This is a genomic window from Flavobacterium sp. NPDC079362, assembly GCF_050267765.1.
Taxonomy (GTDB): Bacteria; Bacteroidota; Bacteroidia; order Flavobacteriales; family Flavobacteriaceae; genus Flavobacterium; species Flavobacterium azizsancarii.
Map to the genome: position 1 here is coordinate 200,947 of NZ_JBNNFM010000004.1, position 20,577 is coordinate 221,523.

Annotated in this window: 18 protein-coding genes; 9 read left to right on the plus strand and 9 right to left on the minus strand. The window is 35.3% G+C overall.

Going from position 1 to position 20,577, the window contains the following annotated elements; all coding sequences use genetic code 11:
- Nucleotides 1–381 precede the first annotated feature (381 nt).
- The 5 genes from ACQKCJ_RS06235 to ACQKCJ_RS06255 form a co-directional block, all read right to left on the minus strand.
- Nucleotides 382–1,212 (minus strand): amidohydrolase family protein, encoded by an 831-nt coding sequence (locus tag ACQKCJ_RS06235; protein ID WP_271334145.1) that lies wholly within the window; start codon nucleotides 1,210–1,212, stop codon nucleotides 382–384.
- Nucleotides 1,213–1,218: 6 nt separating this feature from the next.
- A complete protein-coding gene (locus ACQKCJ_RS06240) occupies nucleotides 1,219–2,016 on the minus strand; it encodes an SDR family oxidoreductase (protein ID WP_271334144.1) in 798 nt (265 codons plus the stop codon).
- A 203-nt stretch (nucleotides 2,017–2,219) separates the two neighbouring features.
- Nucleotides 2,220–3,233: a zinc-binding alcohol dehydrogenase family protein gene (locus ACQKCJ_RS06245; RefSeq protein ID WP_427401626.1), complete on the minus strand. Its 1,014-nt coding sequence runs from the start codon at nucleotides 3,231–3,233 to the stop codon at nucleotides 2,220–2,222.
- 19 nt (nucleotides 3,234–3,252) lie between these two features.
- Nucleotides 3,253–4,107 carry a fumarylacetoacetate hydrolase family protein gene (locus ACQKCJ_RS06250; RefSeq protein ID WP_427401627.1) on the minus strand — a complete coding sequence of 285 codons (855 nt, stop codon included), beginning with the start codon at nucleotides 4,105–4,107 and terminating at the stop codon, nucleotides 3,253–3,255.
- 196 nt (nucleotides 4,108–4,303) lie between these two features.
- Entirely contained in the window at nucleotides 4,304–5,068 is a 765-nt protein-coding gene (locus ACQKCJ_RS06255; protein WP_271334141.1) for an SDR family NAD(P)-dependent oxidoreductase, read from the minus strand.
- Nucleotides 5,069–5,396: 328 nt separating this feature from the next.
- Between ACQKCJ_RS06255 and ACQKCJ_RS06260 the strand changes: the two genes are divergently transcribed.
- From ACQKCJ_RS06260 to fucP, 7 genes are all read left to right on the plus strand, one after another.
- Nucleotides 5,397–6,545, plus strand: a complete 1,149-nt coding sequence (locus tag ACQKCJ_RS06260) for an ABC transporter substrate-binding protein (RefSeq protein ID WP_427401628.1) — start codon at nucleotides 5,397–5,399, stop codon at nucleotides 6,543–6,545.
- Nucleotides 6,542–7,690: a CaiB/BaiF CoA transferase family protein gene (locus tag ACQKCJ_RS06265; protein WP_271334139.1), complete on the plus strand. Its 1,149-nt coding sequence runs from the start codon at nucleotides 6,542–6,544 to the stop codon at nucleotides 7,688–7,690. Before ACQKCJ_RS06260 ends, ACQKCJ_RS06265 begins: the two co-directional genes overlap by 4 nt.
- Entirely contained in the window at nucleotides 7,687–8,826 is a 1,140-nt protein-coding gene (locus ACQKCJ_RS06270; protein WP_427401629.1) for a CaiB/BaiF CoA transferase family protein, read from the plus strand. The genes ACQKCJ_RS06265 and ACQKCJ_RS06270 overlap by 4 nt, the downstream gene beginning before the upstream one ends.
- Nucleotides 8,826–10,052: an extracellular solute-binding protein gene (locus tag ACQKCJ_RS06275; RefSeq protein WP_427401630.1), complete on the plus strand. Its 1,227-nt coding sequence runs from the start codon at nucleotides 8,826–8,828 to the stop codon at nucleotides 10,050–10,052. Before ACQKCJ_RS06270 ends, ACQKCJ_RS06275 begins: the two co-directional genes overlap by 1 nt.
- A gap of 93 nt (nucleotides 10,053–10,145) precedes the next feature.
- Nucleotides 10,146–11,213, plus strand: a complete 1,068-nt coding sequence (locus ACQKCJ_RS06280; protein ID WP_271334136.1) for a Gfo/Idh/MocA family protein — start codon at nucleotides 10,146–10,148, stop codon at nucleotides 11,211–11,213.
- Between the two features lie 75 nt (nucleotides 11,214–11,288).
- Nucleotides 11,289–11,735 (plus strand): MaoC/PaaZ C-terminal domain-containing protein, encoded by a 447-nt coding sequence (locus ACQKCJ_RS06285; RefSeq protein WP_427401631.1) that lies wholly within the window; start codon nucleotides 11,289–11,291, stop codon nucleotides 11,733–11,735.
- Between the two features lie 89 nt (nucleotides 11,736–11,824).
- Nucleotides 11,825–13,126 carry an L-fucose:H+ symporter permease gene (gene fucP / locus ACQKCJ_RS06290; RefSeq protein ID WP_427401632.1) on the plus strand — a complete coding sequence of 434 codons (1,302 nt, stop codon included), beginning with the start codon at nucleotides 11,825–11,827 and terminating at the stop codon, nucleotides 13,124–13,126.
- Nucleotides 13,127–13,590: 464 nt separating this feature from the next.
- On the opposite strand, the gene ACQKCJ_RS06295 is transcribed toward fucP, so the two are convergent.
- On the minus strand, nucleotides 13,591–14,310 hold the full coding sequence (locus ACQKCJ_RS06295; RefSeq protein ID WP_427401633.1) for an MBL fold metallo-hydrolase: 720 nt from the start codon (nucleotides 14,308–14,310) through the stop codon (nucleotides 13,591–13,593).
- A gap of 99 nt (nucleotides 14,311–14,409) precedes the next feature.
- On the opposite strand from ACQKCJ_RS06295, the gene ACQKCJ_RS06300 reads away from it, so the two are divergent.
- Nucleotides 14,410–15,282 (plus strand): LysR substrate-binding domain-containing protein, encoded by an 873-nt coding sequence (locus tag ACQKCJ_RS06300; protein ID WP_271334132.1) that lies wholly within the window; start codon nucleotides 14,410–14,412, stop codon nucleotides 15,280–15,282.
- Between the two features lie 80 nt (nucleotides 15,283–15,362).
- Here ACQKCJ_RS06300 and ACQKCJ_RS06305 read toward each other — a convergent pair whose 3' ends face one another.
- Nucleotides 15,363–16,196 carry a hypothetical protein gene (locus tag ACQKCJ_RS06305; protein WP_427401634.1) on the minus strand — a complete coding sequence of 278 codons (834 nt, stop codon included), beginning with the start codon at nucleotides 16,194–16,196 and terminating at the stop codon, nucleotides 15,363–15,365.
- A gap of 199 nt (nucleotides 16,197–16,395) precedes the next feature.
- Nucleotides 16,396–18,846 carry a glycoside hydrolase family 3 C-terminal domain-containing protein gene (locus ACQKCJ_RS06310; RefSeq protein WP_427401635.1) on the minus strand — a complete coding sequence of 817 codons (2,451 nt, stop codon included), beginning with the start codon at nucleotides 18,844–18,846 and terminating at the stop codon, nucleotides 16,396–16,398.
- A gap of 308 nt (nucleotides 18,847–19,154) precedes the next feature.
- Between ACQKCJ_RS06310 and ACQKCJ_RS06315 the strand changes: the two genes are divergently transcribed.
- Complete coding sequence (locus ACQKCJ_RS06315) at nucleotides 19,155–19,901, plus strand: NUDIX hydrolase (RefSeq protein ID WP_271334129.1); 747 nt, start codon at nucleotides 19,155–19,157, stop codon at nucleotides 19,899–19,901.
- Between the two features lie 132 nt (nucleotides 19,902–20,033).
- On the opposite strand, the gene ACQKCJ_RS06320 is transcribed toward ACQKCJ_RS06315, so the two are convergent.
- Entirely contained in the window at nucleotides 20,034–20,534 is a 501-nt protein-coding gene (locus ACQKCJ_RS06320; RefSeq protein ID WP_271334128.1) for a hypothetical protein, read from the minus strand.
- Between the last annotated feature and the right edge of the window lie 43 nt (nucleotides 20,535–20,577).

Here is a 20,577-nt window from a genome sequence, read left to right on the forward strand (position 1 = left end):
AGAGTAATAAAAAAGCAGGCTTTCCGATGGAAAGCCTGCTTTTTTATTGAATTTCTTTTTGATTTCGAAATAAAAATCTTCGTACGTACCACGACAATCGATCTAGATCTTTGCGGAATTTCTTGTGTGATTTCTCATTCTTCGAAATGACAAACTTTATGGTCATTTACTGCCATTTTATTCGCAATCTTTTCATCCTGAGGAACGAAGGATCACGCTCGTGAATCGACAACGTATTTTATAATCCTTTGTGGAGTTTCCTGCGGAGATTTCTCTTTCGCAAAGGTGACAAGATTATGATATACAACATCAAACCTGACAGGTTTTAAAAACCTGTCGCGTTTCTTTGTGTAAAATCAGGATGAAATATTGTGCGGTTATTTATAACTTATAAAAAGAACTCGCATTCTCAAACCAAATCTTATTCTGATCTTCTGTAGAAAGTTGTGACATATAATCTTCTAAGGTTTGTACTACTTCAGAATAATCGGAGGCGACATTCAAAACTGGCCAATCTGATCCGAACATTAATTTATTGGCAGTGAAATTTTCGAAAATAACATCTAGATACGGTTTTAGATCAGATGGTTTCCAGGAGTTCCAATGAGCTTCTGTGACCATTCCTGAGATTTTACAGCTTACATTTTCGTATTTTACAATTTCCTCAATTCCTTTCTTCCATGATGCAATATCACCTGATTTTATATCCGGTTTTGCGATATGATCGATTACAAAAGGCTGATCGGGAAAATGTTTTACCAAATTTATTGCAGCGGATAATTGACGATGAAAAATTAAAATATCGTAGGTATAATTGAACATTTTTAAAGCTGAAATTCCGTTACGAAAATCTTCTCTAAACATAAAATCATCGGCTTCGCCCTGAACAACATGACGAAATCCTTTTATGTTTTTAAAAGAAGAAAAATAATTTAGTCGTTCTTCGATATTTGAAGCTCTTAAATCAACCCAACCCACGATTCCTTTTATAAAATCATTTTTTGAAGCTAAATCTAAAAGAAACTCAGTTTCCTCTTCAGACTGACTGGCATGAACGGCTACGCAACCTGAAAATTGATTTTGTTGCAATAAAGGCAAAAGATCTTCAGGCAAAAAATCTCTTTGGATCTTTTGCATCGAATCGTCAATCCAGCTGTCTCTTACGGGATCAAATTTCCAAAAATGCTGATGTGAATCAATTCGGTTTCCCATCTTATACTAATTTACATCGCTAATTAGTGCACGATCTAAATGAACGTAGCCACCATCAACAAAAACAAATTGTCCTGTAGTATGCGACGAACGATCTGAAATGATAAAAAGTGCTGTATCTGCAATTTCTTCTGTCTTGGTCATTCGGCTTTCAAACGGAATACTTTTGTTGATTTTATTCAAAACAGTTTCGCCATCCGGAAGTGTTTTCAACCAATCATCATAAGCCGGCGTAAAACTTTCTGCTATAATAATGGCATTCGAACGAATTCCAAATTCGATCAAATCGACTGCCCATTCTCTGGTTAATCCTAAAACTCCACCTTTGGCAGCAGCGTAACCAGAAGTTCCGCCCTGTCCTGTTAAAGCTACTTTTGAACCAATATTTAAGATATTTCCTCTCGATTCTTTTAGGTATGGAAGCGCATATTTTGTCAATAAAAAATAACTCACCACATTCAGTTTCAACGAATTCATGAAATCATCATAACTCGAATCTAAACCAGCTCCGTCATTCACGCCCACGTTATTGATAACAACATCAATTCTACCGTATTTTGCAACGATTTTTTTAACAGCATTTTCCATTTCAACAGGATCGGTAACATCTGTTTTGACGAATAATGAATCTATATTTCTTTTTTGAAGTTCTTCGGCATAACCAAAACCTCTGTCATTTCTATCAACAAGTACCGGAATTGCACCTTCATCTGCCAATCTCTTGATAATCGTTTCTCCTATACTTCCTTCTTTGCCCGCCGAACCGGACACGACAACAATTTTACCTTTTAAATTTAAATCCATTTTTTGCGGTTATTTGAGGTTTATCAGTAGTTATAAATTTTAAAACACATAGAAACACAGCTTTCATAGTCTAGAAAAGTCGTTTCCTTCAAATAAATCTCATAGATTTCGCCAGGTGAAAAAAGCTCGATTTTCTAAAAAATATCTTAACTAATAATTTTAAAATCTATATCTCTATGTGTTTAAATAATATCCGTAAAGAATTAATCTATTTCTATTAATGCTTTAATGACATTATTTTTCGTGTCAATTAATTGTCCAAAATTTTCAATCATATCACTAAAACTGGTTCTATGAGTAATGTACTTTTTAGGATCTATTTTGCCATTTTTAAGATATTCCATTACATATTCAAAATCCTGAATCGTTGCATTTCTGCTGCTCATCAAAGTCGATTCTCTTTTATGAAAATCAGGATGACTGAACGTTAATTCGCCTTTTTGAAGTCCAACCAAAACAAATCTTCCACCATGCGAAATGTAATTGAAAGCATCATTCATGACATTCCTGTTTCCTGTGGCATCAATAACCACATTGGCCATATCGCCATTGGTAATTTCGGCCAGTTTTGCAGTAACATTTTCGTTTAACGGATTTATCGTTGCATCGGCATTTAGTTCATTTTTACAAAAACCCAATCGGTATTCGTTGATATCCATTACGATCACTTTTGCTCCTGCAATTTTAGCAAACTGAATCAATCCAATTCCAATTGGTCCCGCGCCCATTACCAAAACAGTATCATTGGGTCCTACGGCCGCTCTTCGAACTCCGTGTGCCGCAATTGCCAAGGGTTCAACCAAAGCCAACTGATCGTAATCTAATCCCTGACCGTGCAATAAATACTGCTCCGGAATTGTCACATATTCGGCCATTCCGCCATCAATATGTACTCCAAATACTTTAATGTTGACACAACAATTGGTTAAGCCATTTCTGCAAGCCACACATTTCCCACAATTGAAATATGGGATAAAAGTAACTTTATCACCTGGTTCAAAACCTTTGGCATTTCCTTTAATGTATTCTGCAGCCAGTTCATGACCTAAAATTCTTGGATATTCAAAATAAGGCTGGGTTCCGCCAAAAGCATGAATATCAGTTCCGCAAATCCCTATTCTTTTTATTTTTAATAATACTTCGCCTTCTTTTGGTTCGGGTATTTCTTTCTCTTTTAATTTGAATTCCTGTGGTTTCTCACATACAATAAATTTCATCTTCAATTTTGTTTTTAGATTACTTTTTGTATGCCACAGCAGTTTGTTTACTACTTCCCAATCCTTCGATTCCAAGCTCGACAACATCACCCGGTTTAAGGTAAACAGGATCCGGTTTAATTCCTAATCCAACTCCCGGAGGCGTTCCTGTACTGATGATATCGCCGGGAAGCAAGGTCATAAACTGGCTTAAATAATGTAATAAATAAGGGATTTTGAAAACCAGATTTAACGTGTTACTATCCTGAAACTTTTTACCGTTTACGCTCAGCCACATCGACAAATTATCGACATCTTTTACTTCGTTTTTTGTTGCCAAAAAGGGTCCAAGAGGCGCAAATGTATCACAGCCTTTTCCTTTAGCCCATTGTCCGCCACGCTCAATCTGATATTCTCTTTCGCTATAATCATTCAACACAGCATATCCGGCAACATAGTCAAGAGCATCAGCTTCTTCGACATAACTTGCTTTTTTACCTACAACAAATGCTAACTCTACTTCCCAATCTGTTTTTACACTATTTTTAGGAATAATAACATCATCATCAGGACCGCATAAAGAAGTGGTTGATTTAAAAAAGATGATAGGTTCTGTTGGAATTGGTGCGCCGGTTTCTACGCAGTGATCTACATAATTTAAACCAATACATATTATTTTTGATGGTCTTGCCACCGGAGATCCTAAACGTACATTCGCATCCACTTCTGGTAAAGTTGGATTGCTGTCTAATGCTTTTTGTAATTTTTCTAAACCGTTTTCTTCAAAAAAACTTTCGTTAAAGTCTGAAACAATCGACGAAACATCATATCTTTTTTCACCAATTAAAACTCCAGGTTTTTCTTTTCCGATTTCTCCAAAACGTATTAATTTCATATTTTTTTTTTTTAGCCGCTAAGGCACAAAGTCGTTAAGTTTCTGAGTTTTTTTTAGAGTCTTAGAGACTTAGCATCTAGCTGCTTTGTTAATTATTTATTTTAAAGTTGTTAACTTGCTGTCTGGTTATTTATGAACTAATCTACTAAAAATAAAAACCTTAGCAACTTAGCATCTCAGAACCTTAGCACCTTACCTAGTTATTTAATTTAATAAATCCTCCGTCGATTGGGTAATCGCTTCCTGTTATAAATCCTGCTTCGTCACTGCATAAATACAAAGCCAAAGCGGCAATTTCGTCCGGTTTTCCCATACGTCCAATAGGCTGTGATTGCGATAATTTTTCGAACATTTCGGCTTCTTTTCCAGCGTAGTTTTTCGAGATAAAACCATCTACAAATGGCGTATGAACCCTTGCAGGCGAAATAGAATTGCAACGAATATTATCTTTGATATAATCTTTTGCAACAGATAAAGTCATGGCCATAACAGCGCCTTTAGCGGTAGAATAAGCAAATCGATCCGGAATACCCACCCACGCGGCAATTGATGCCATATTGATAATAACTCCGCCCTTTGAAAGCCTGAATTGTGGAATAGCTGCGAACAAACAATTGTAAACTCCTTTTACATTGACCTCCATCACACGATCAAAATCAGCTTCTGATGTTGTGTCAACTTTACCAACATGAGCAATTCCGGCATTATTGATCAGAATATGAATATTGCCAATGGCTTCAAATGTTGCCAGAACTTCTTTTTGACTCGCCACATTACAAGCATGCGAAAAAATATTACCACCTAAATTCCTGATGTCATCAACTGCTTCCTGAGCACTTTCGATCGTGAGATCTATGATATGTACTTCTGCTCCTTGTTTAGCAAAAAGGGTTGCTATGGCTCTGCCAATTCCGCTACCTCCTCCTGTTACTACAGCTTTTTTATTTTGTAATGAAAACATGTTTTATTCGTATTAAGTCCTTATTTATATCGATATAGTGTTCTAAAATTAATAAATGTAAAAAACACAATTACAAATGTAATTTTTAATCTCAATAATCTGATAAATATTTTCTTTAATTCCTCAAAAAATGATCATAGTCTAAGATATTATAACATTTTTTATCTGATTTGTAAAAAAATAAGGCAACAGATTCACATACTGCAAAAAACGACTGTTAATAAATGCATCATTCATTGCGCAATTCAATCTTATTTCTATTTTTGTAATTGTATTTTTTACATTTATTATTCTTCAATCAAAATCATCACCATTAAATTATAACAAAATGACGATACTAAAAGGGATAACCTGGAATCACACGAGAGGTTTATTACCAATGGTTGCTACAGCACAACGTTTTACAGAACTACATCCGAATATTGAAATTACGTGGGAGAAAAGAAGTCTACAAGAATTTGCTGATGCTTCGATTGAAGATTTGGCAAAAAGATTCGACTTATTGGTTATCGATCATCCCTGGACAGGTTTTGGAGCGCACACAAACGCTATCCTACCTCTCTCCGATCACCTTTCTGCTGACTATATAAAAGATCAGGAACTTAATACCGTCGGACGTTCTTACGGAAGTTATGTTTTTGGCCATAAATTATGGGCTTTACCTATTGATGCAGCGACTCCGGTTGCAGCTGCCCGTCTGGATATTCTTGAAAAACAAGGTCTAAAAGTACCACAGACTTATGATGATGTATTGGCTTTGGCAAAAAAAGGATTGGTCGCTTTCGCAGGAATTCCGGTTGATGTTTTAATGAGTTTTTATATGTATTGCTGTAGTTTGGGTGAAGCTCCGTTTCAGTCTGATGAAAAAGTAATCTCAGTAGAAATAGGAAAAAAGGCTTTGCAGATGTTTCGTGAATTAGCACAATTAATCGATCCGGCGAATTTTAACAGAAATCCAATTCAGGTTTACGAAGCTATGGTCAATTCTGATGAGATTGCGTACTGCCCTTTTGCTTACGGATATTCGAATTATTCGAGAACGGGTTACAGCAAAAATTTACTTCATTTTTATGATTTGGTTCGTTTGAATAATAACCCGATGATTAGTTCGCTGGGCGGAACCGGTTTAGCCGTTTCTTCTTTTAGCAAACATATTCCGGAAGCAATTGCCTATGCTGAATTTACCGGATCGTCGTACGTTCAACAAAATATATTTGCTGATTATGGCGGACAACCGGGACATTTACAAGCCTGGAAAAGTGACCGAATTAATGCTGTAACGCATGATTATTTCAAGAATACTTTACCTGCTTTAGAACGTGCTTTTTTACGCCCAAGATATTCCGGACATATGTATTTTCAAGATCATGCAGGCGATGTCGTTCGTGATTATCTGATGAATGGCGGAGATGAAGAATTGGTTTTAGAAGTCATGAATTCGCTTTATACAAAATCTTTAAACCTGCAAACAACATGAGACCACTTGAAGGATTAGTTGTATTGGAATTCTGCCAGTTTTTGGCAGGGCCTTCAGCGGGATTAAAATTGGCCGATTTAGGTGCAAGAGTCATCAAAATCGAACGTCCTGTAAAAGGCGAAGCGTGCAGACAATTAAGTATCAAAGATCTTTTTGTTGATGATAGCAGTTTGTTATTTCATACCATTAACCGAAATAAAGAATCTTTTGCAGCAGATCTTAAAAACCCTGAAGATTTAACTTTAATCAAAAAACTGATCGCCCAGGCTGATATTATGACACATAATTTCAGACCTGGCGTGATGGAGAAAATTGGATTGGACTTTACTGAAACATTAGCAATCAACCCAAAAATAATTTACGGAACTATAACGGGTTATGGGAATATTGGTCCGTGGGCAAAAAAACCGGGACAAGATTTATTATTGCAATCCTTATCCGGATTGAGTTGGTTAAGCGGTCGAAAAAGTCAGGAACCTGTTCCGTTTGGTTTGGCTGTAGCAGATTTGATGTGCGGTAATCATTTTGTACAGGGAATTTTGGCAGCATTACTTAAAAGAGCCAAAACCGGAAAAGGGGTTTTGGTCGAAGTAAGTTTGTTAGAATCGGTTTTGGATGTACAGTTTGAAGCCATTACTTCTTTCATGAATGATGGCGGACAATTACCGGAAAGAGGCGATATCAAAGGAAGTGCACATGCATTTCTCAGTGCTCCTTATGGTGTCTATCAAACTCAGGACGGTTTTCTTTCTTTGGCCATGGGCGATTTGCTTTTTATTGGAAATGCGTTAGGATTAGACTTAAATAAGTACGCAGACAAACCACATTGGTTTACACATAGGGATGAAATCAGAACTTTATTAAGTGAAAAATTAGCCACTCAAACAGCTGATTATTGGCTGAAAGTACTTCAAAAAGAAGGAATCTGGTGCGGAAAAGTATTCAATTATGAAGAACTCGACAGTCAGCCTTTTGTAAAGGAATTGAAATTGAAACAAACCGTAAAAAATTCAGATGGAGAAACTATGGTCACAACAAGAAGTCCAATTCAGCTTGACGGAAAAATTTTAGTAAGCTCAAAAGCAGCTCCAAAAGTTGGAGAAGACAATTTAAAAATACACGAACAATTTTTACACAACGCATGAAACCATTAGAAGATTATTTAATAGTAGATTTTAGCCAGTTTCTATCTGGTCCTTCTGCAAGTTTGCGGTTGGCTGATCTGGGTGCACGCGTGATAAAAATTGAAAAACCGGGAACAGGCGATATTTGCAGAACCTTATACACATCAGACTTGATCATGAACGGTGAATCTTCTGTTTTTCATACCATTAACAGGAACAAAGAGTCGTTTACCATTGATTTCAAAGAACCTGAGGAACTTGAAAAATTAAAAAAACTATTGGCTAAAGCCGATGTCGTGATGCATAATTTCAGACCCGGAGTTATGGAACGCATTGGTTTAAGTTATGACGATGTTAAAGCGATAAATCCGAATGTTGTTTATGCCTCAATTTCAGGTTTTGGCGATCATCCGGATTTAAAAGATTTACCAGGACAGGATTTGCTATTACAATCCTTAACGGCTTTAACGTGGCTAAGCGGCAATCAGGATGATGGTCCCGTACCAATGGGTTTATCGATTGTCGATATGTTGGCAGGTGCACATTTGGCTCAGGGAATTTTGGCGGCTTTGTATAGAAAAGCAACTCATACTATTGGCGCTTCGGTTCAGGTCAGCATGTTAGAATCGGCTTTTGATTTTCAGTTTGAAACGATTACTACTTATTTTAATGATGGCGGTGAATTACCTGTTCGAACTAAAACGAATAATGCTCACGCTTATTTAGGCGCACCTTATGGAATTTACAAAACCAATAATGGCTTTCTGGCATTGGCAATGGGATCTATTCCGGTTCTCGCTTCACTTTTAAAATGCGATGCGCTTTTGGCATTTCCTGAAAATAAATTCACTTTAAGAGATGAAATAAAAAATATTCTCGCAACACATTTACAAACTCAGGATACTAATTTTTGGTTGAATATTTTAGAACCAGCAGATATTTGGTGTGCCGGAGTTTTAAATTATCAGGAGCTTTTTGCAGAAGAAGGATTTAAGGTTTTAGACTTTACGCAAAAAGTAACAATGCTCGACGGTTATTCGTATGAAACGACAAGATGTCCTATTAAAATTGACGGAGAGTATTTAGTTTCAGGCAAAGGTTCTCCAAAATTAGGACAGGATAACGAACAAATTATTAAAGAATTTATAGCAATATAATGGAGAAAATAAGAATCGCTGTCCGCAAATTTGATCCTTTCGAAAGTACGCTGCAAAAACTATGGGATTTGTTTTGCATCAAAAATAATGTTCAGATTGAAGCTGAAATGATTCCACTGGAATTGCATGATCTTTATGAAGAAACCATTACAAATCAAGGTCTGAAAAACGGAAAATGGGATATTGCGCACCTGAATACTGATTGGATTTTTGATGCTGCCAATGAAAAAGCGGTTCTGGATTTAACTTCCTCTATCAATCACAACCCACCTCAGGATTATCCTGAAGGCTGGTCGCAATCTTTATTGAATTTACAGCAAGTTAATAACGGAATTTACGGTTTACCATTTCATGACGGTCCTGAATGTTTGATTTTTAGAAAAGATCTATTCGAAAATAATATTGAGAAAGAAAACTTCAAAAAGCAATTGGGTTATGAATTAAATCCACCCAAAACATGGCAACAATTTGTAGAAATAGCCACGTTTTTTAACCGTCCCGAACAAAATCTGTACGGCTGTATTTTTGCCAATTATCCAGACGGTCACAATATGGTTTTTGATTTCTGCCTGCAGTTGTGGACTCGTGGCGAATCTTTATTAAACGATCAAAATCAAATTAACATCAATAATCCGGTGGCAATTGAAGCTTTAGATTTTTATCGAAAAATTGTAAACAATAAAAATGCCGTTCATCCCAAGTCGAAAGAATTTGGCTCGGTTGAAGCAGGAATGGCTTTCGCCGAAGGGCAAGCCGCAATGGCCATCAACTGGTTTGGATTTGCTTCGATGTGTGAAGTGATCGATGAATCGAAAGTAAAAGGCAAAGTTGATATTACGGAATTACCTTCTGACCTTAACCATAAAACGGCTTCTTTGAATGTGTATTGGTTGTATACCATTGGTTCCGGAAGTAAACATCAAAAACTGGCTTACGACTTTTTGAGATTTGCTACTTCACCGGAAAGTGATAAACTATTGACTACAGAAGGCGGAATTGGCTGTAGAAAATCAACATGGAATGACCCTGAAATCAACAATATCATTCCGTTTTATCATAAGCTTGAGATGTTACATGAAAATGCTTTGACTTTACCTCAAACCCCTATTTGGCCTAAAGTAACCGGGTTAATAGATCAAATGGTTGTGAAAGCGATTGAAAGTGATATTTCCTCAGAAAAACTATTAGAAGAAACTCAGCATATGATTGAAAAATTAACGCATTGAATACGTTGCTACAACTTTGACAAAGTTTAACAAGGATGCTAAAATCTTAGCAACTCAGTCCCTTAGCAGCTTAGAACCTTTAAATTAAAAATTATGAATATTCCATATCAACCAAAATTACCTGAAACGAACCAACCGATTATCATCATCGGAGCAAGCGGAATCGTTAAAGATGCGCATTTACCTGCTTATGAAATGGCCGGTTTTACTGTTTTTGGTATTACCAACAGAACGATTTCTAAAGCGCATGATCTGGCGAAACAATTTAAGATTAGCCATGTTTTTGAAAATGTAGCTGATGCAGTTAAAAACGCGCCATCAAATGCTGTTTATGACATTACAGTCCTGCCTGATCAATACATCGAAATATTAGAACAATTACCTGATGGCGCTGCAGTTTTGATTCAGAAACCTATGGGAAATGATCTCGCTCAGGCACGTGAAATTGTTGCGGTTTGCGAACGAAAAAATCTGGTCGCGGCAATTAATTTTCAATTGCGTTTTGCGTCATTCGTAAGCACTGCAAGACATTTAATCAACGAAGGAATTATTGGCGACTTGTATGATTTTGAATTTAAAGTTACTGTAAACACACCTTGGGAGTTGTTTCCGCTGATTAAGGAACATCCCAGATTAGAAATTCTTTTTCATAGTGTTCACTATATCGATTGCATCAGATCGTTTTTGGGAAATCCGAAGAGTGTCATGGCAAAAACGGCCAAACATCCGCTAAAAAAACTATCCTCTTCTCGTTCTACCATCATTTTAGATTATGGAGAAGACAAACATGTTGTGATTAATACAAATCACGATCATCATTTTGGCCCTAAACATGAGGAAAGCTACATCAAATGGGAAGGAACAAAAGGTGCGATAAAAGCTAAAATGGGATTATTAATGAATTATCCCGATGGTTTGCCTGATGAATTTGAATATGCTTTAGCAAACGAAAAAGGGCAATACGAATGGAAAAAAATCGAACTCGAGGGTTCGTGGTTTCCCGAAGCTTTCATAGGAACAATGTCCAACCTAATGCGTTTTAAAGAAGGTTCTGATACTAAACTTTTAACCAGTGTTCAGGATGTTCTCGACACGATGAAGGTCGTTGAAGCCTGTTATATCAGTAACAAAAATGGAGGGGTTGCTCTTAGCGAATTATAAATTAATCGAAAGTCATAAAATCAAAAGTGATTGACTTTTGACTTTATCACTTTGAAACTTTCAAACAAAAAATATATGTATTTCAAATCAACATTTTTCGAAGATTATCACATTGGCGATAAACGCGTCACTTTTAGCAGAACGATTACCGAAACCGATTTTGTGGTTCACGCGGGTCATACAGGCGACTTTTTCCCGCATCATATGGATGAGGAATGGTGCAAAACACAACCTTTTGGTCAACGTATCGCGCACGGAACTATGGTTTTTAGCATTGGCATTGGCCTGACCGCATCTGAAATTAATCCGGAAGCTTTTTCTAAAGGATATGACAGAATGCGATTTGTAAAACCTGTGCACATTGGCGATACCATCCATTCTGAAATCACGATCTCAGAAAAAGGCGAAGCCAAAAAACCGGATATGGGAACTGTAACTGAACACGTAGAAATTCTCAATCAAAAAGGTGAAGTCGTTCTCGTTTGTGATCACCTATTATTGGTGAAAAAAAATATTTTATGAGGTAGAAAGGTTTCTATACTTTGAATATAAAACGAAAACCTTTGGACCTCTGTCTCTTGCCTCTTTGAACCTATTAACTAAAAAAAACTATGCAAATAACCAACCAAACTGGCGACCAACACGAAGTCGCTACAGAAAAAGGAACAGCAACAAAATACCTTTTGCCTTTTATATTAATTACAAGTTTATTTTTCCTTTGGGGAATGGCTCACAATCTGGATTCTATTTTAATTCCGCACTTAAAAAAGGCTTGTGAATTAAACAATCGTCAATCGACTTTGATTGATACGGCAGTATTTTTCGCCTATTTTATTATGGCAATTCCTGCCGGAATGTTAATCAAACGCTTTGGTTACAAAAACAGTATTATTACCGGCTTATTGGTTTTCGCGGCAGGCGCTTTTCTATTTGTTCCTGCAGCAAACACCAGAACTTACGAATTGTTTTTGTTTGCTTTATTTGTAATTGGCTGCGGGCTAACTATTCTGGAAACCAGCGCAAATCCGTATGCTGCGATTTTAGGACCTCCGGAATCCTCATCAAAACGATTGAACTTAGCAGCTTCTTTTAATGGTTTGGCTGCGATGGTCGCACCAATTGTGGGTTCTTTATTTATTCTTTCGGGAACCAATCATACACCGGAACAAATGGCTGCAATGCCAGATGCAACAAAGGCTGCTTATTTATTAGAAGAAGCTTCATCTGTAAAGTTACCTTATATTATTTTGGGAACTGTACTTGTTTTGGTGGCAATCTTATTCTATTTCATGCATTTGCCTTCGATGAAAGCACAACATGCAGAGGTTGAAGTAAAACCGGGATTCTTCTCTGTATTAAAATTTCGTCATTTAAGCTGGGCAGTTGTAGCTCAGTTTTTCTATGTTGGAGCACAAGTTTGTATCACAAGTTTCTTTATTAGAATTGCGCAGCAAGGCGCAGGATTAGACGAAAAAACAGCGGGATATTACCTTGGTATTTATGGTTTTCTGTTTATGGCAGGACGTTTTATTGGGACATTCTTTCTAAAATTCGTTAAAGATTATGTCTTGCTTTCGATCTATTGCGTTTGCAGTATTTTATTGTGTATGGTAGCCATTTGCGGAACAGGAATATATGTAATTTATGCGCTTGGCGGAATCGGATTCTTTATGTCGATTATGTTTCCAACGATATTCTCTTTGGGTATTGTGGGCTTAAAATCAAATACAGAAACAGGTTCTTCATGGTTAGTAATGTCGATTGTTGGCGGAGCAATCCTGCCATACGGAATGGGAACTCTAATCGATATGAAACATGATGATATTCAATCCGGATATATTATTCCCTTGTTGTGTTTTGTTATCATTCTATCATTTGGAATCTACGGACATAAAGTAAAAGCTTTGAAATAATTTTATAAAAAAGGTTTGAATCAAAAACATCTGATTCAAACCTTTGTCAATTTTACTTCTATTTGCAGTTTGCTGGCTTAAAGCATAAATGTATCCCGTAACAATTTCCCCCTTTTTAAATTGAAATTGTATCTGAATACGTTTGTAATAATCTTCTTCAAAATCATACAAATGTTTGATTAGTGGAGTTTTTTTTTAAACACATAGAAACATAGATTTCCTTTTCTTAAAAAAGGCGTTTCACTTTATATTAATTCACATAGCGATGTGCAATAAACGCGTTTATTTATTCTTCAATCCACTCTAAATTTATCCTCTTTCTTCTATACTCTATACTCTTTATTCTTTATTCTTTATTCTATACTCTTTATTCTATACTCTATACTCTATACTCTATACTCTATACTCTATACTCTATACTCTATACTCTATACTCTATACTCTATACTCTATACTCTACAAAACTAAAACTCCAACACCGGCACTTTCATATCATGATACAAAAGCACTTTCCAATGCTGTTCTTTGGCTTCCTGTTCCCATTTTTTTCTCGATTCCATAGCACGTTTACCATTGTAATCTGTTTTGTAAGCAACATGAAGTTTTAAATAAGTTTCTTGTGGCAAATCATCAGCGCCGTAAAAAGTAATCTCATTGTTTTCCCTAATCCAGAAAACCTGATGAAATGGTGAATGTCCGGCAGAAACTTTATAGAAAATTTCGTCCGTTATTTGCCCTTTATCGTATTGCAGCATTTCAACATTAGAAAATTGTTTTATTTGATTTAATATACTTAAATTATAAGAGGGATGTTGTTGTTCGAGAGCAAATTCAAGCTCTCTTTTTTGCAGATAAATGGTTGCATCTGGAAAATTTTGAATAAAAGTTTCTCCGTCAAAATAACCAATTCCTTCGATATGATCTTTATGGAAATGCGAAATCAGGACTTTTGTAATTTGTTCGGGCAGAATGTTATGACTTTCCAGTAAATGATGAATCAAAGGTTTTCCGTTTTTATTCACTCCTAACCCCAGATCTAAAAGGATATAATCATTTTCAGTAACAACCAAAAAAGGCTGAATTGCCATTTTAAGTCCTGAATCTGACGGGAACTCATTAATAAGTTTAAACTCCTTATCCTTGTTTACAACGTAATTCCCTTCTTGTAATGGTATTATTTTCATTTTACTACAATCATTATTTGTTACAAAGGTCTAAAGAATTTCTATATTTGTAAAACCTTATTTTTCGATAGCATCAATCGATAAAACCGATTTACAAAAATGGAACTCAGACAACTTAGATATTTTCTAAAAGCAAAAGAATTGCTCAACTTTACTGAAGCGGCTAATAGTTTAAATATTAGCCAAAGTACTTTATCGCAACAAATTAAACAACTTGAAGACGAATTACAAATTCCACTTTTTAACCGAATAGGAAAACGAATTACATTAACAGAAGCCGGAGAATTATTCTCTGTTTATGCCTTGCAAAGCACGAGTAAAGCAAATGAAGGTCTTCAGTTATTAAAAGACCTGAACAACCTGAATACCGGAAAAATTGCGATTGGCGTTACCTATGCATTACGGGATATCGTGACTCAAACCCTCGTTAAATTCAATGATCAATATCCTAAAATCGAATTCGAAATTGTTTTTGGAACTTCTAAGGAATTAATAGAAAAATTAAACCATTTTGAATTGGATATCATTCTTACTTTTGAAGAGATTCTTACCGAAAATCATTTTAAGTATCAAACTCTTTTTACGTCTCCAATGACGCTCGTAACTTCAACAAATTCAGATTTAAAAAGCAGGAAATCGATATCTTTAAAAGAAATTAGCAAACTCTCTCTTGCGCTTCCCGCCAAAGGGTATAGCACAACTCAATTTATTAATGATGCTTTTAATAAAAACAATCTGCATCCAAAAGTCGCTATCGAAATCAATGACATTCCTACTTTATTAGAACTCGTGAAAAGCGGTAAATGGTACACGATTCTTACCCAGACTACGATTAAAAATGAAAAAGAGATAGTATGTATTCCAATTGAGGGTAAGAATATGACACGAACTGCTATGCTAATTTCTATAAAAGAAGTATACGAAAAGAAAGCGGTAAAGGTGTTTTTGGATATTTTAAAATCGTTAGTTTAAGGTATGAAAAAATCTTCAACAAATTTATTAAAAGAATAAAAGCCTCTCCTAACCTATTTACAGCATCGGTTTTAGATCGTTTATTGTTCACACTTTGCAATAAACAAAGGTTTTTCTGTTGGTTTATTAAATTCTGTTTTTTCGACTTTTACAGGATTTAGCATCTCAACTTCTACCCCTTTTCTCATAAGATCATTAATTTGCCAGGGCATCAAGGCAGCCTTTATTTTTGTAATCATCTCCTCTGCAATATCATCCCGATCCGTTACAATTGGTTTCCCTCCCTTTGTGTCCTGAATGATATATTTTTCGTTTTGTTTTATAATTTCAATTTTAAATGGGGCTTTTACATTTGGATCAATAAAGATTCTATAGTTCGAAAACTTGTCTGATAATTGAAAAGTGTAGACATTTGACGCAACCGGATATTTTATATTATCTGAAAAATCAATTGCTTTTTCCGGAGAAACTAACTTTAATTCAGCCTTTTTGTCCGCAATATTTGTTTCGAAATCCCGATCTAAACAACCCCACTTTTCATCAAACAAAGGCTGGTAAACGGGTTGTTTTAATTTATTTTTTGAAACAGAAACATAAAGATTTATTTGACCTGAAGGACTAAATTGAACATTTTTATTGGTCGGATTACCCTTAATTGCATACACACTAAAAATTGATTTGTTCTCCGTATTAATTTCTAATTTGATCTTATCCTTTGACTCTTCCGTCCAATTTCCTTGTAGCGGAGTTCCGCCGGCATAAAATACAATAAAGGTATGGTCCGGTAAAACAAATAAACTGGAACTCTGAATATCTACTCCTCCATCTTTAAGAGAATAACTACCTACAAATTGCGCATTGATATTGGTAATGGCAGCAATAAATAAAATAAATGCACTTGTAAATAATTTCATATTTCCTTTTTTTGATTTAATTTCTGGACATTTAGCTAATATAAACAATAATCGATTAGTAATAAGGATGTTTTATATTCCATACAATAATTTAAAAATGTTTCTATAATTAAAAAAAACAATATAAAATACAAAAAAAAAAGCCTTCCAAAAACATGAGTTCCGGAAGGCTTTTTTACAAACAACGATTAACTAAAACTTACGGTTTAAGTTCTGTAAACTTTGAATCTAACTCAAAAGCTTTCTTTACTTTTTCGACCGTAATTTCTTTTGCTACTGAAAATTCTGCTGTCTTTTTGATATCTAATGACGAAGCTCCAACCAAAACTTTATACGTTCCGGCTTCTGCAATCCAGGCACTTTTATTTTCTAAAAATGAAGCAAGATCTTTTGCAGATAAAGTCAATTTTAGTGTTTCGCTTTCTCCCGGTTTTAATTCTTTGGTTTTACCAAAAGCTTTCAATTCTTCTTTTGGTTTATCAATAGACTTTGATGGTGCAGCAAGATAAATTTGTACTACTTCTTTTCCGGCTGTTTTTCCTGTATTTTTTACAGTAACTGAAACCGTTAATTTATCATTGAATGTTGGTGAACTCAATTTCACATCTGAAAAATCAAAATTAGTATACGAACTTCCAAAGCCAAATTCATAAGATGGTTTGACATTAAAAGTATTATAATAACGATACCCAACATAAACTCCTTCTTCATACGTCACTTCTTTTGGATTATTAGCAGGAAATCCCGGGAAGTTTTTAGCTGAAGGTGTATCAGAATATTTCACTGGGAAAGTCATAGTAAGTTTTCCGGATGGATTTATTTTCCCCGAAACTACATCTGCAACAGAGTGTCCGCCTTCCTGACCTGGCTGCCAGGCTAACAAAATAGCATCTACTTTATCTTTCCATGAAGCTGTTTCGATTACACCGCCTATATTTAGAATAACCACTACTTTTTTTCCTTTTGCATGAAAAGCTTTTGAAATTTTATCCAGCATTTCAATTTCTTCATTTGCGAGATTAAAATCATTGTCCACAACTCTGTCTCCTCCTTCTCCGGAGTTTCTCCCTAAAGTCACAAAAGCGATTTCAGAACTTGCTGCTTTTTTAGCAATAAAAGCATCGTCCATTTTCATTTCAGGAAGTCTTTCAGGCAAAGCCAAAATTCCTTTTATTTTTCTTCGCTCTTTTTCAGCAACAAGTTCTTTTTCTGCGTGAGGTGTGTATAAATCAACCACTTCTTTGTCTAATTTATAACCCGCAGCATTCAAACCTTCTAAAAGCGAAACTGTATGTTTATTATTCACACTTCCGCTTCCTGTTCCGCCTGTAATCCAGGCATAAGAAGTAACACCAAATAAAGAAACTTCTTTTTGTTTTTCAGCAAAAGGCAATGCTTTATTTGTGTTTTTAAGCAAAACCATTCCTTCTGCCGCAGCATTTCTTGTTACCTCGGCATTCTTAGTCAAGTTCGGTTTATCGCTGTATTTATATTTTGTGAAAGTTGGTGTGCGAAAAATATATTCTAAAATTCTTTTTGCATTTGTATTGGCCACTTCCTGAGATATTTTTCCCGAGTTCAAAGCTTCTAATAATGCTTTTTTCTGAACTGGAATTCCTGGCATCAAAAGATCGTTTCCGGCGATCATTTGTTGTACTACATCAGAACTTGAACCATTCTGTATCGATTCAAAACCTGCAAAACCTCCAAACCAGTCCGTCATCACAATTCCTTTAAAGCCCCATTCGTTTCTCAAAACCTGGGTTAGCAAATCTTTACGTTCAGAAGTATAAGTGCCATTCAATTTGTTGTAGGAGGACATTACCGTCCAGGGCTGAGATTCTTTTACCGTGATTTCAAAACCTTTTAAATATATCTCTCGAATAGCTCTTTCAGAAACGTGCGCATTGATTGTTAATCGGTTGGTTTCTTCATTATTAACTGCAAAGTGTTTGATCGAAGTTCCTACGCCTTGCAACTGAATTCCGTTTACTATTGCCGCCGCCGTTTTTCCAGAAATCAAAGGATCTTCAGAATAGTATTCGAAATTTCTTCCGTTCAAAGGATTTCTTTGAATGTTCAGTGCCGGTGCTAATAAAACGTCAACGCCATATTCTTTTACCTCATTACCCATTGCTTTTCCAACCTCTTCTAAAAGCGTTTTATTCCAGGTCGATGCCAAAGCTGTACCTACAGGAAATGCGGTTGCATAATACGTTTTTGAATCATTTTCTCTTGTCGGTTCAATTCTTAAACCTGCAGGTCCATCAGCAACAACAGTCGCAGGAATTCCAAATCGCTCAAAAGAAGCCGTTCCTCCGGCAGCTCCGGGAACCAAACCTTGCTTAGAATCTCCAACAGGACCTGTCAAAACTTCTATTCCGGGCATTCCTGTTCCTATAAGCAGTTCTACCTTTTCGGCATTGGTCATTTGTTTGATAATTGAATCAATTCGCTGATCAACAGAAAGGCGTGTGTCTTCCCAAATGTCTAATTTCCCATTTCTGTTAGAATCAACAAATGTAAATCCCTTAATGGTTAAAAGCGGTGGGTTGTTTTCATCGTTTGGAATGGTTTTCCATGATAAATTTGAAAGTACTAAAGCAGTCAAAAGTGATACTCTGGCAGTTTTGGTAAAGCTTGGTTTCATAGTTAGAAATATTAAATTGTTTTGGAAAAAATAGTAAAGCTTTTACTGGTGATATTTCATTGCTTCATATAGAAGCAATATTAAACACTTTTTTTTACATTAACAAATAAATCAGCTTAAAATTTCGTTCATCTCAATTATAAATATCTAAAAATGAGTCATTCCCAATAATTACGGTTTATCATTAAGAACGACAACAGAAAAGTACTTTATAGATTTATTCCTTTTTTTTGTTAAAAAGGAAGTTTAGATTTTTTAATTTGATTTATAGTTTACAAAAACTGTAAATTTGAAAATAAATCAATGCAATGGAATTTAAAAAAATACTTGAAAAACAATCTGAAGAATCGTGGAAAACATACATTCCGACACTTTCTATTGATTGTGTTATTTTTAGTTTTCATGAAACTACTCTTCAGGTTTTAACCGTTAAGATGAAAGATCAGGATCTATGGGGGCTTCCGGGTGGTTATGTTCAAAAAGAAGAAAATGTCGATGATGCTGCAATTCGTATCCTGAAAGACAGAACGGGAACGGAAAATATCTATCTGCAGCAATTTTATACTTTTGGAAATTTAAATCGCTCTGAAAGTGCGTTTGAAAAATATGATGATAATTTATGGTACAAGCAACGTTTTGTTTCGATAGGTTACTACGCTTTAGCAGAACATTCAAAAGTCAATCTGATCGTCGATGAGTATTCTTCGGCTTGTGAGTGGAAATCTATCGAAGATTTACCTCCGTTTATGATGGATCACAGAACAATTTTCGATAAAGCATTGCTTACCTTACGCGAACAATTAAACAATCATCCAATTGGGTACAATCTTTTGCCTGAGAAATTTACGATGCCGGAACTTCAAAAATTATATGAAGCTATTTTGAGCAAAAAACTAAATCGAGGTAATTTTTATCGTAAAATACTAAGATATGATATTTTAACTAAACTGGATGAATCCAGAAAAGGAGGCGCTCATAAAGCTCCGGATTTATATCGTTTTGATTTAGATAAATATGATGTTGCCTTAAAAGAAGGCCTAAAAGGAAACTGGTAAAATAAGATTATTACAAGATAACAGGTTTAAACAAATGCAGTTCAGCAATTGTAAAGACCTCAATATAAAGTACATTATTGTAAAACAAAAACGCCTCGTAATTTGAGGCGTTTTTGTTTATTCATATTTTAATTAATGGTGATTATCATGCGAATGATTCTGATCTTTATTAGAATTTCCTTTACCGTGATTTGAATTATTATTTTTTGAATTCCCGTTATAATTTTTCTGACTGTTATTTTGTTTATTACTCTTATCCGGTTTATTCCCTCTATTTTTTTGAGGAGGTCCCTGATAACCTTTTGGATAATTGTTTCTGTGTTTTTTATGATATGTATATGGAGCATCTCCCTTATAATCATTAACCACTACTTTATAACCTCCATATAGATCATAATTTCTGTATCTTGAAGGCAATCTGTTCTCTCTAATCCATTTACCGTTATTATCATAAATAAACTGACTTTGGTTTACATCATAATAAACATCAATATCCGGTAAATAGTAATATCTGCTATTGTCATAACCTTGCGGGCCCCAATTTGGCGGTGTACCAATATTTACATTGATCGAAACTTGCGCATGTGCAAAAACACTCATCAAAAGTATTAGTGCGATTCCTAATTTTTTCATTTTTGTAGTATTAAGTTATTTGATTTGAAACAAAGCGAAAGTA

Bases quoted from the DNA above. Each gene is read 5' to 3' on its own strand.
- ACQKCJ_RS06315 (WP_271334129.1), top strand. From the start codon at position 19,155: ATGGAATTTAAAAAAATACTTGAAAAACAATCTGAAGAATCGTGGAAA.
- ACQKCJ_RS06310 (WP_427401635.1), bottom strand. From the start codon at position 18,846: ATGAAACCAAGCTTTACCAAAACTGCCAGAGTATCACTTTTGACTGCT.
- ACQKCJ_RS06260 (WP_427401628.1), top strand. From the start codon at position 5,397: ATGACGATACTAAAAGGGATAACCTGGAATCACACGAGAGGTTTATTA.
- ACQKCJ_RS06275 (WP_427401630.1), top strand. From the start codon at position 8,826: ATGGAGAAAATAAGAATCGCTGTCCGCAAATTTGATCCTTTCGAAAGT.
- ACQKCJ_RS06280 (WP_271334136.1), top strand. From the start codon at position 10,146: ATGAATATTCCATATCAACCAAAATTACCTGAAACGAACCAACCGATT.
- ACQKCJ_RS06235 (WP_271334145.1), bottom strand. From the start codon at position 1,212: ATGGGAAACCGAATTGATTCACATCAGCATTTTTGGAAATTTGATCCC.
- fucP (WP_427401632.1), top strand. From the start codon at position 11,825: ATGCAAATAACCAACCAAACTGGCGACCAACACGAAGTCGCTACAGAA.
- ACQKCJ_RS06240 (WP_271334144.1), bottom strand. From the start codon at position 2,016: ATGGATTTAAATTTAAAAGGTAAAATTGTTGTCGTGTCCGGTTCGGCG.
- ACQKCJ_RS06265 (WP_271334139.1), top strand. From the start codon at position 6,542: ATGAGACCACTTGAAGGATTAGTTGTATTGGAATTCTGCCAGTTTTTG.
- ACQKCJ_RS06250 (WP_427401627.1), bottom strand. From the start codon at position 4,107: ATGAAATTAATACGTTTTGGAGAAATCGGAAAAGAAAAACCTGGAGTT.
- ACQKCJ_RS06245 (WP_427401626.1), bottom strand. From the start codon at position 3,233: ATGAAATTTATTGTATGTGAGAAACCACAGGAATTCAAATTAAAAGAG.
- ACQKCJ_RS06295 (WP_427401633.1), bottom strand. From the start codon at position 14,310: ATGAAAATAATACCATTACAAGAAGGGAATTACGTTGTAAACAAGGAT.
- ACQKCJ_RS06320 (WP_271334128.1), bottom strand. From the start codon at position 20,534: ATGAAAAAATTAGGAATCGCACTAATACTTTTGATGAGTGTTTTTGCA.
- ACQKCJ_RS06305 (WP_427401634.1), bottom strand. From the start codon at position 16,196: ATGAAATTATTTACAAGTGCATTTATTTTATTTATTGCTGCCATTACC.
- ACQKCJ_RS06270 (WP_427401629.1), top strand. From the start codon at position 7,687: ATGAAACCATTAGAAGATTATTTAATAGTAGATTTTAGCCAGTTTCTA.
- ACQKCJ_RS06285 (WP_427401631.1), top strand. From the start codon at position 11,289: ATGTATTTCAAATCAACATTTTTCGAAGATTATCACATTGGCGATAAA.
- ACQKCJ_RS06300 (WP_271334132.1), top strand. From the start codon at position 14,410: ATGGAACTCAGACAACTTAGATATTTTCTAAAAGCAAAAGAATTGCTC.
- ACQKCJ_RS06255 (WP_271334141.1), bottom strand. From the start codon at position 5,068: ATGTTTTCATTACAAAATAAAAAAGCTGTAGTAACAGGAGGAGGTAGC.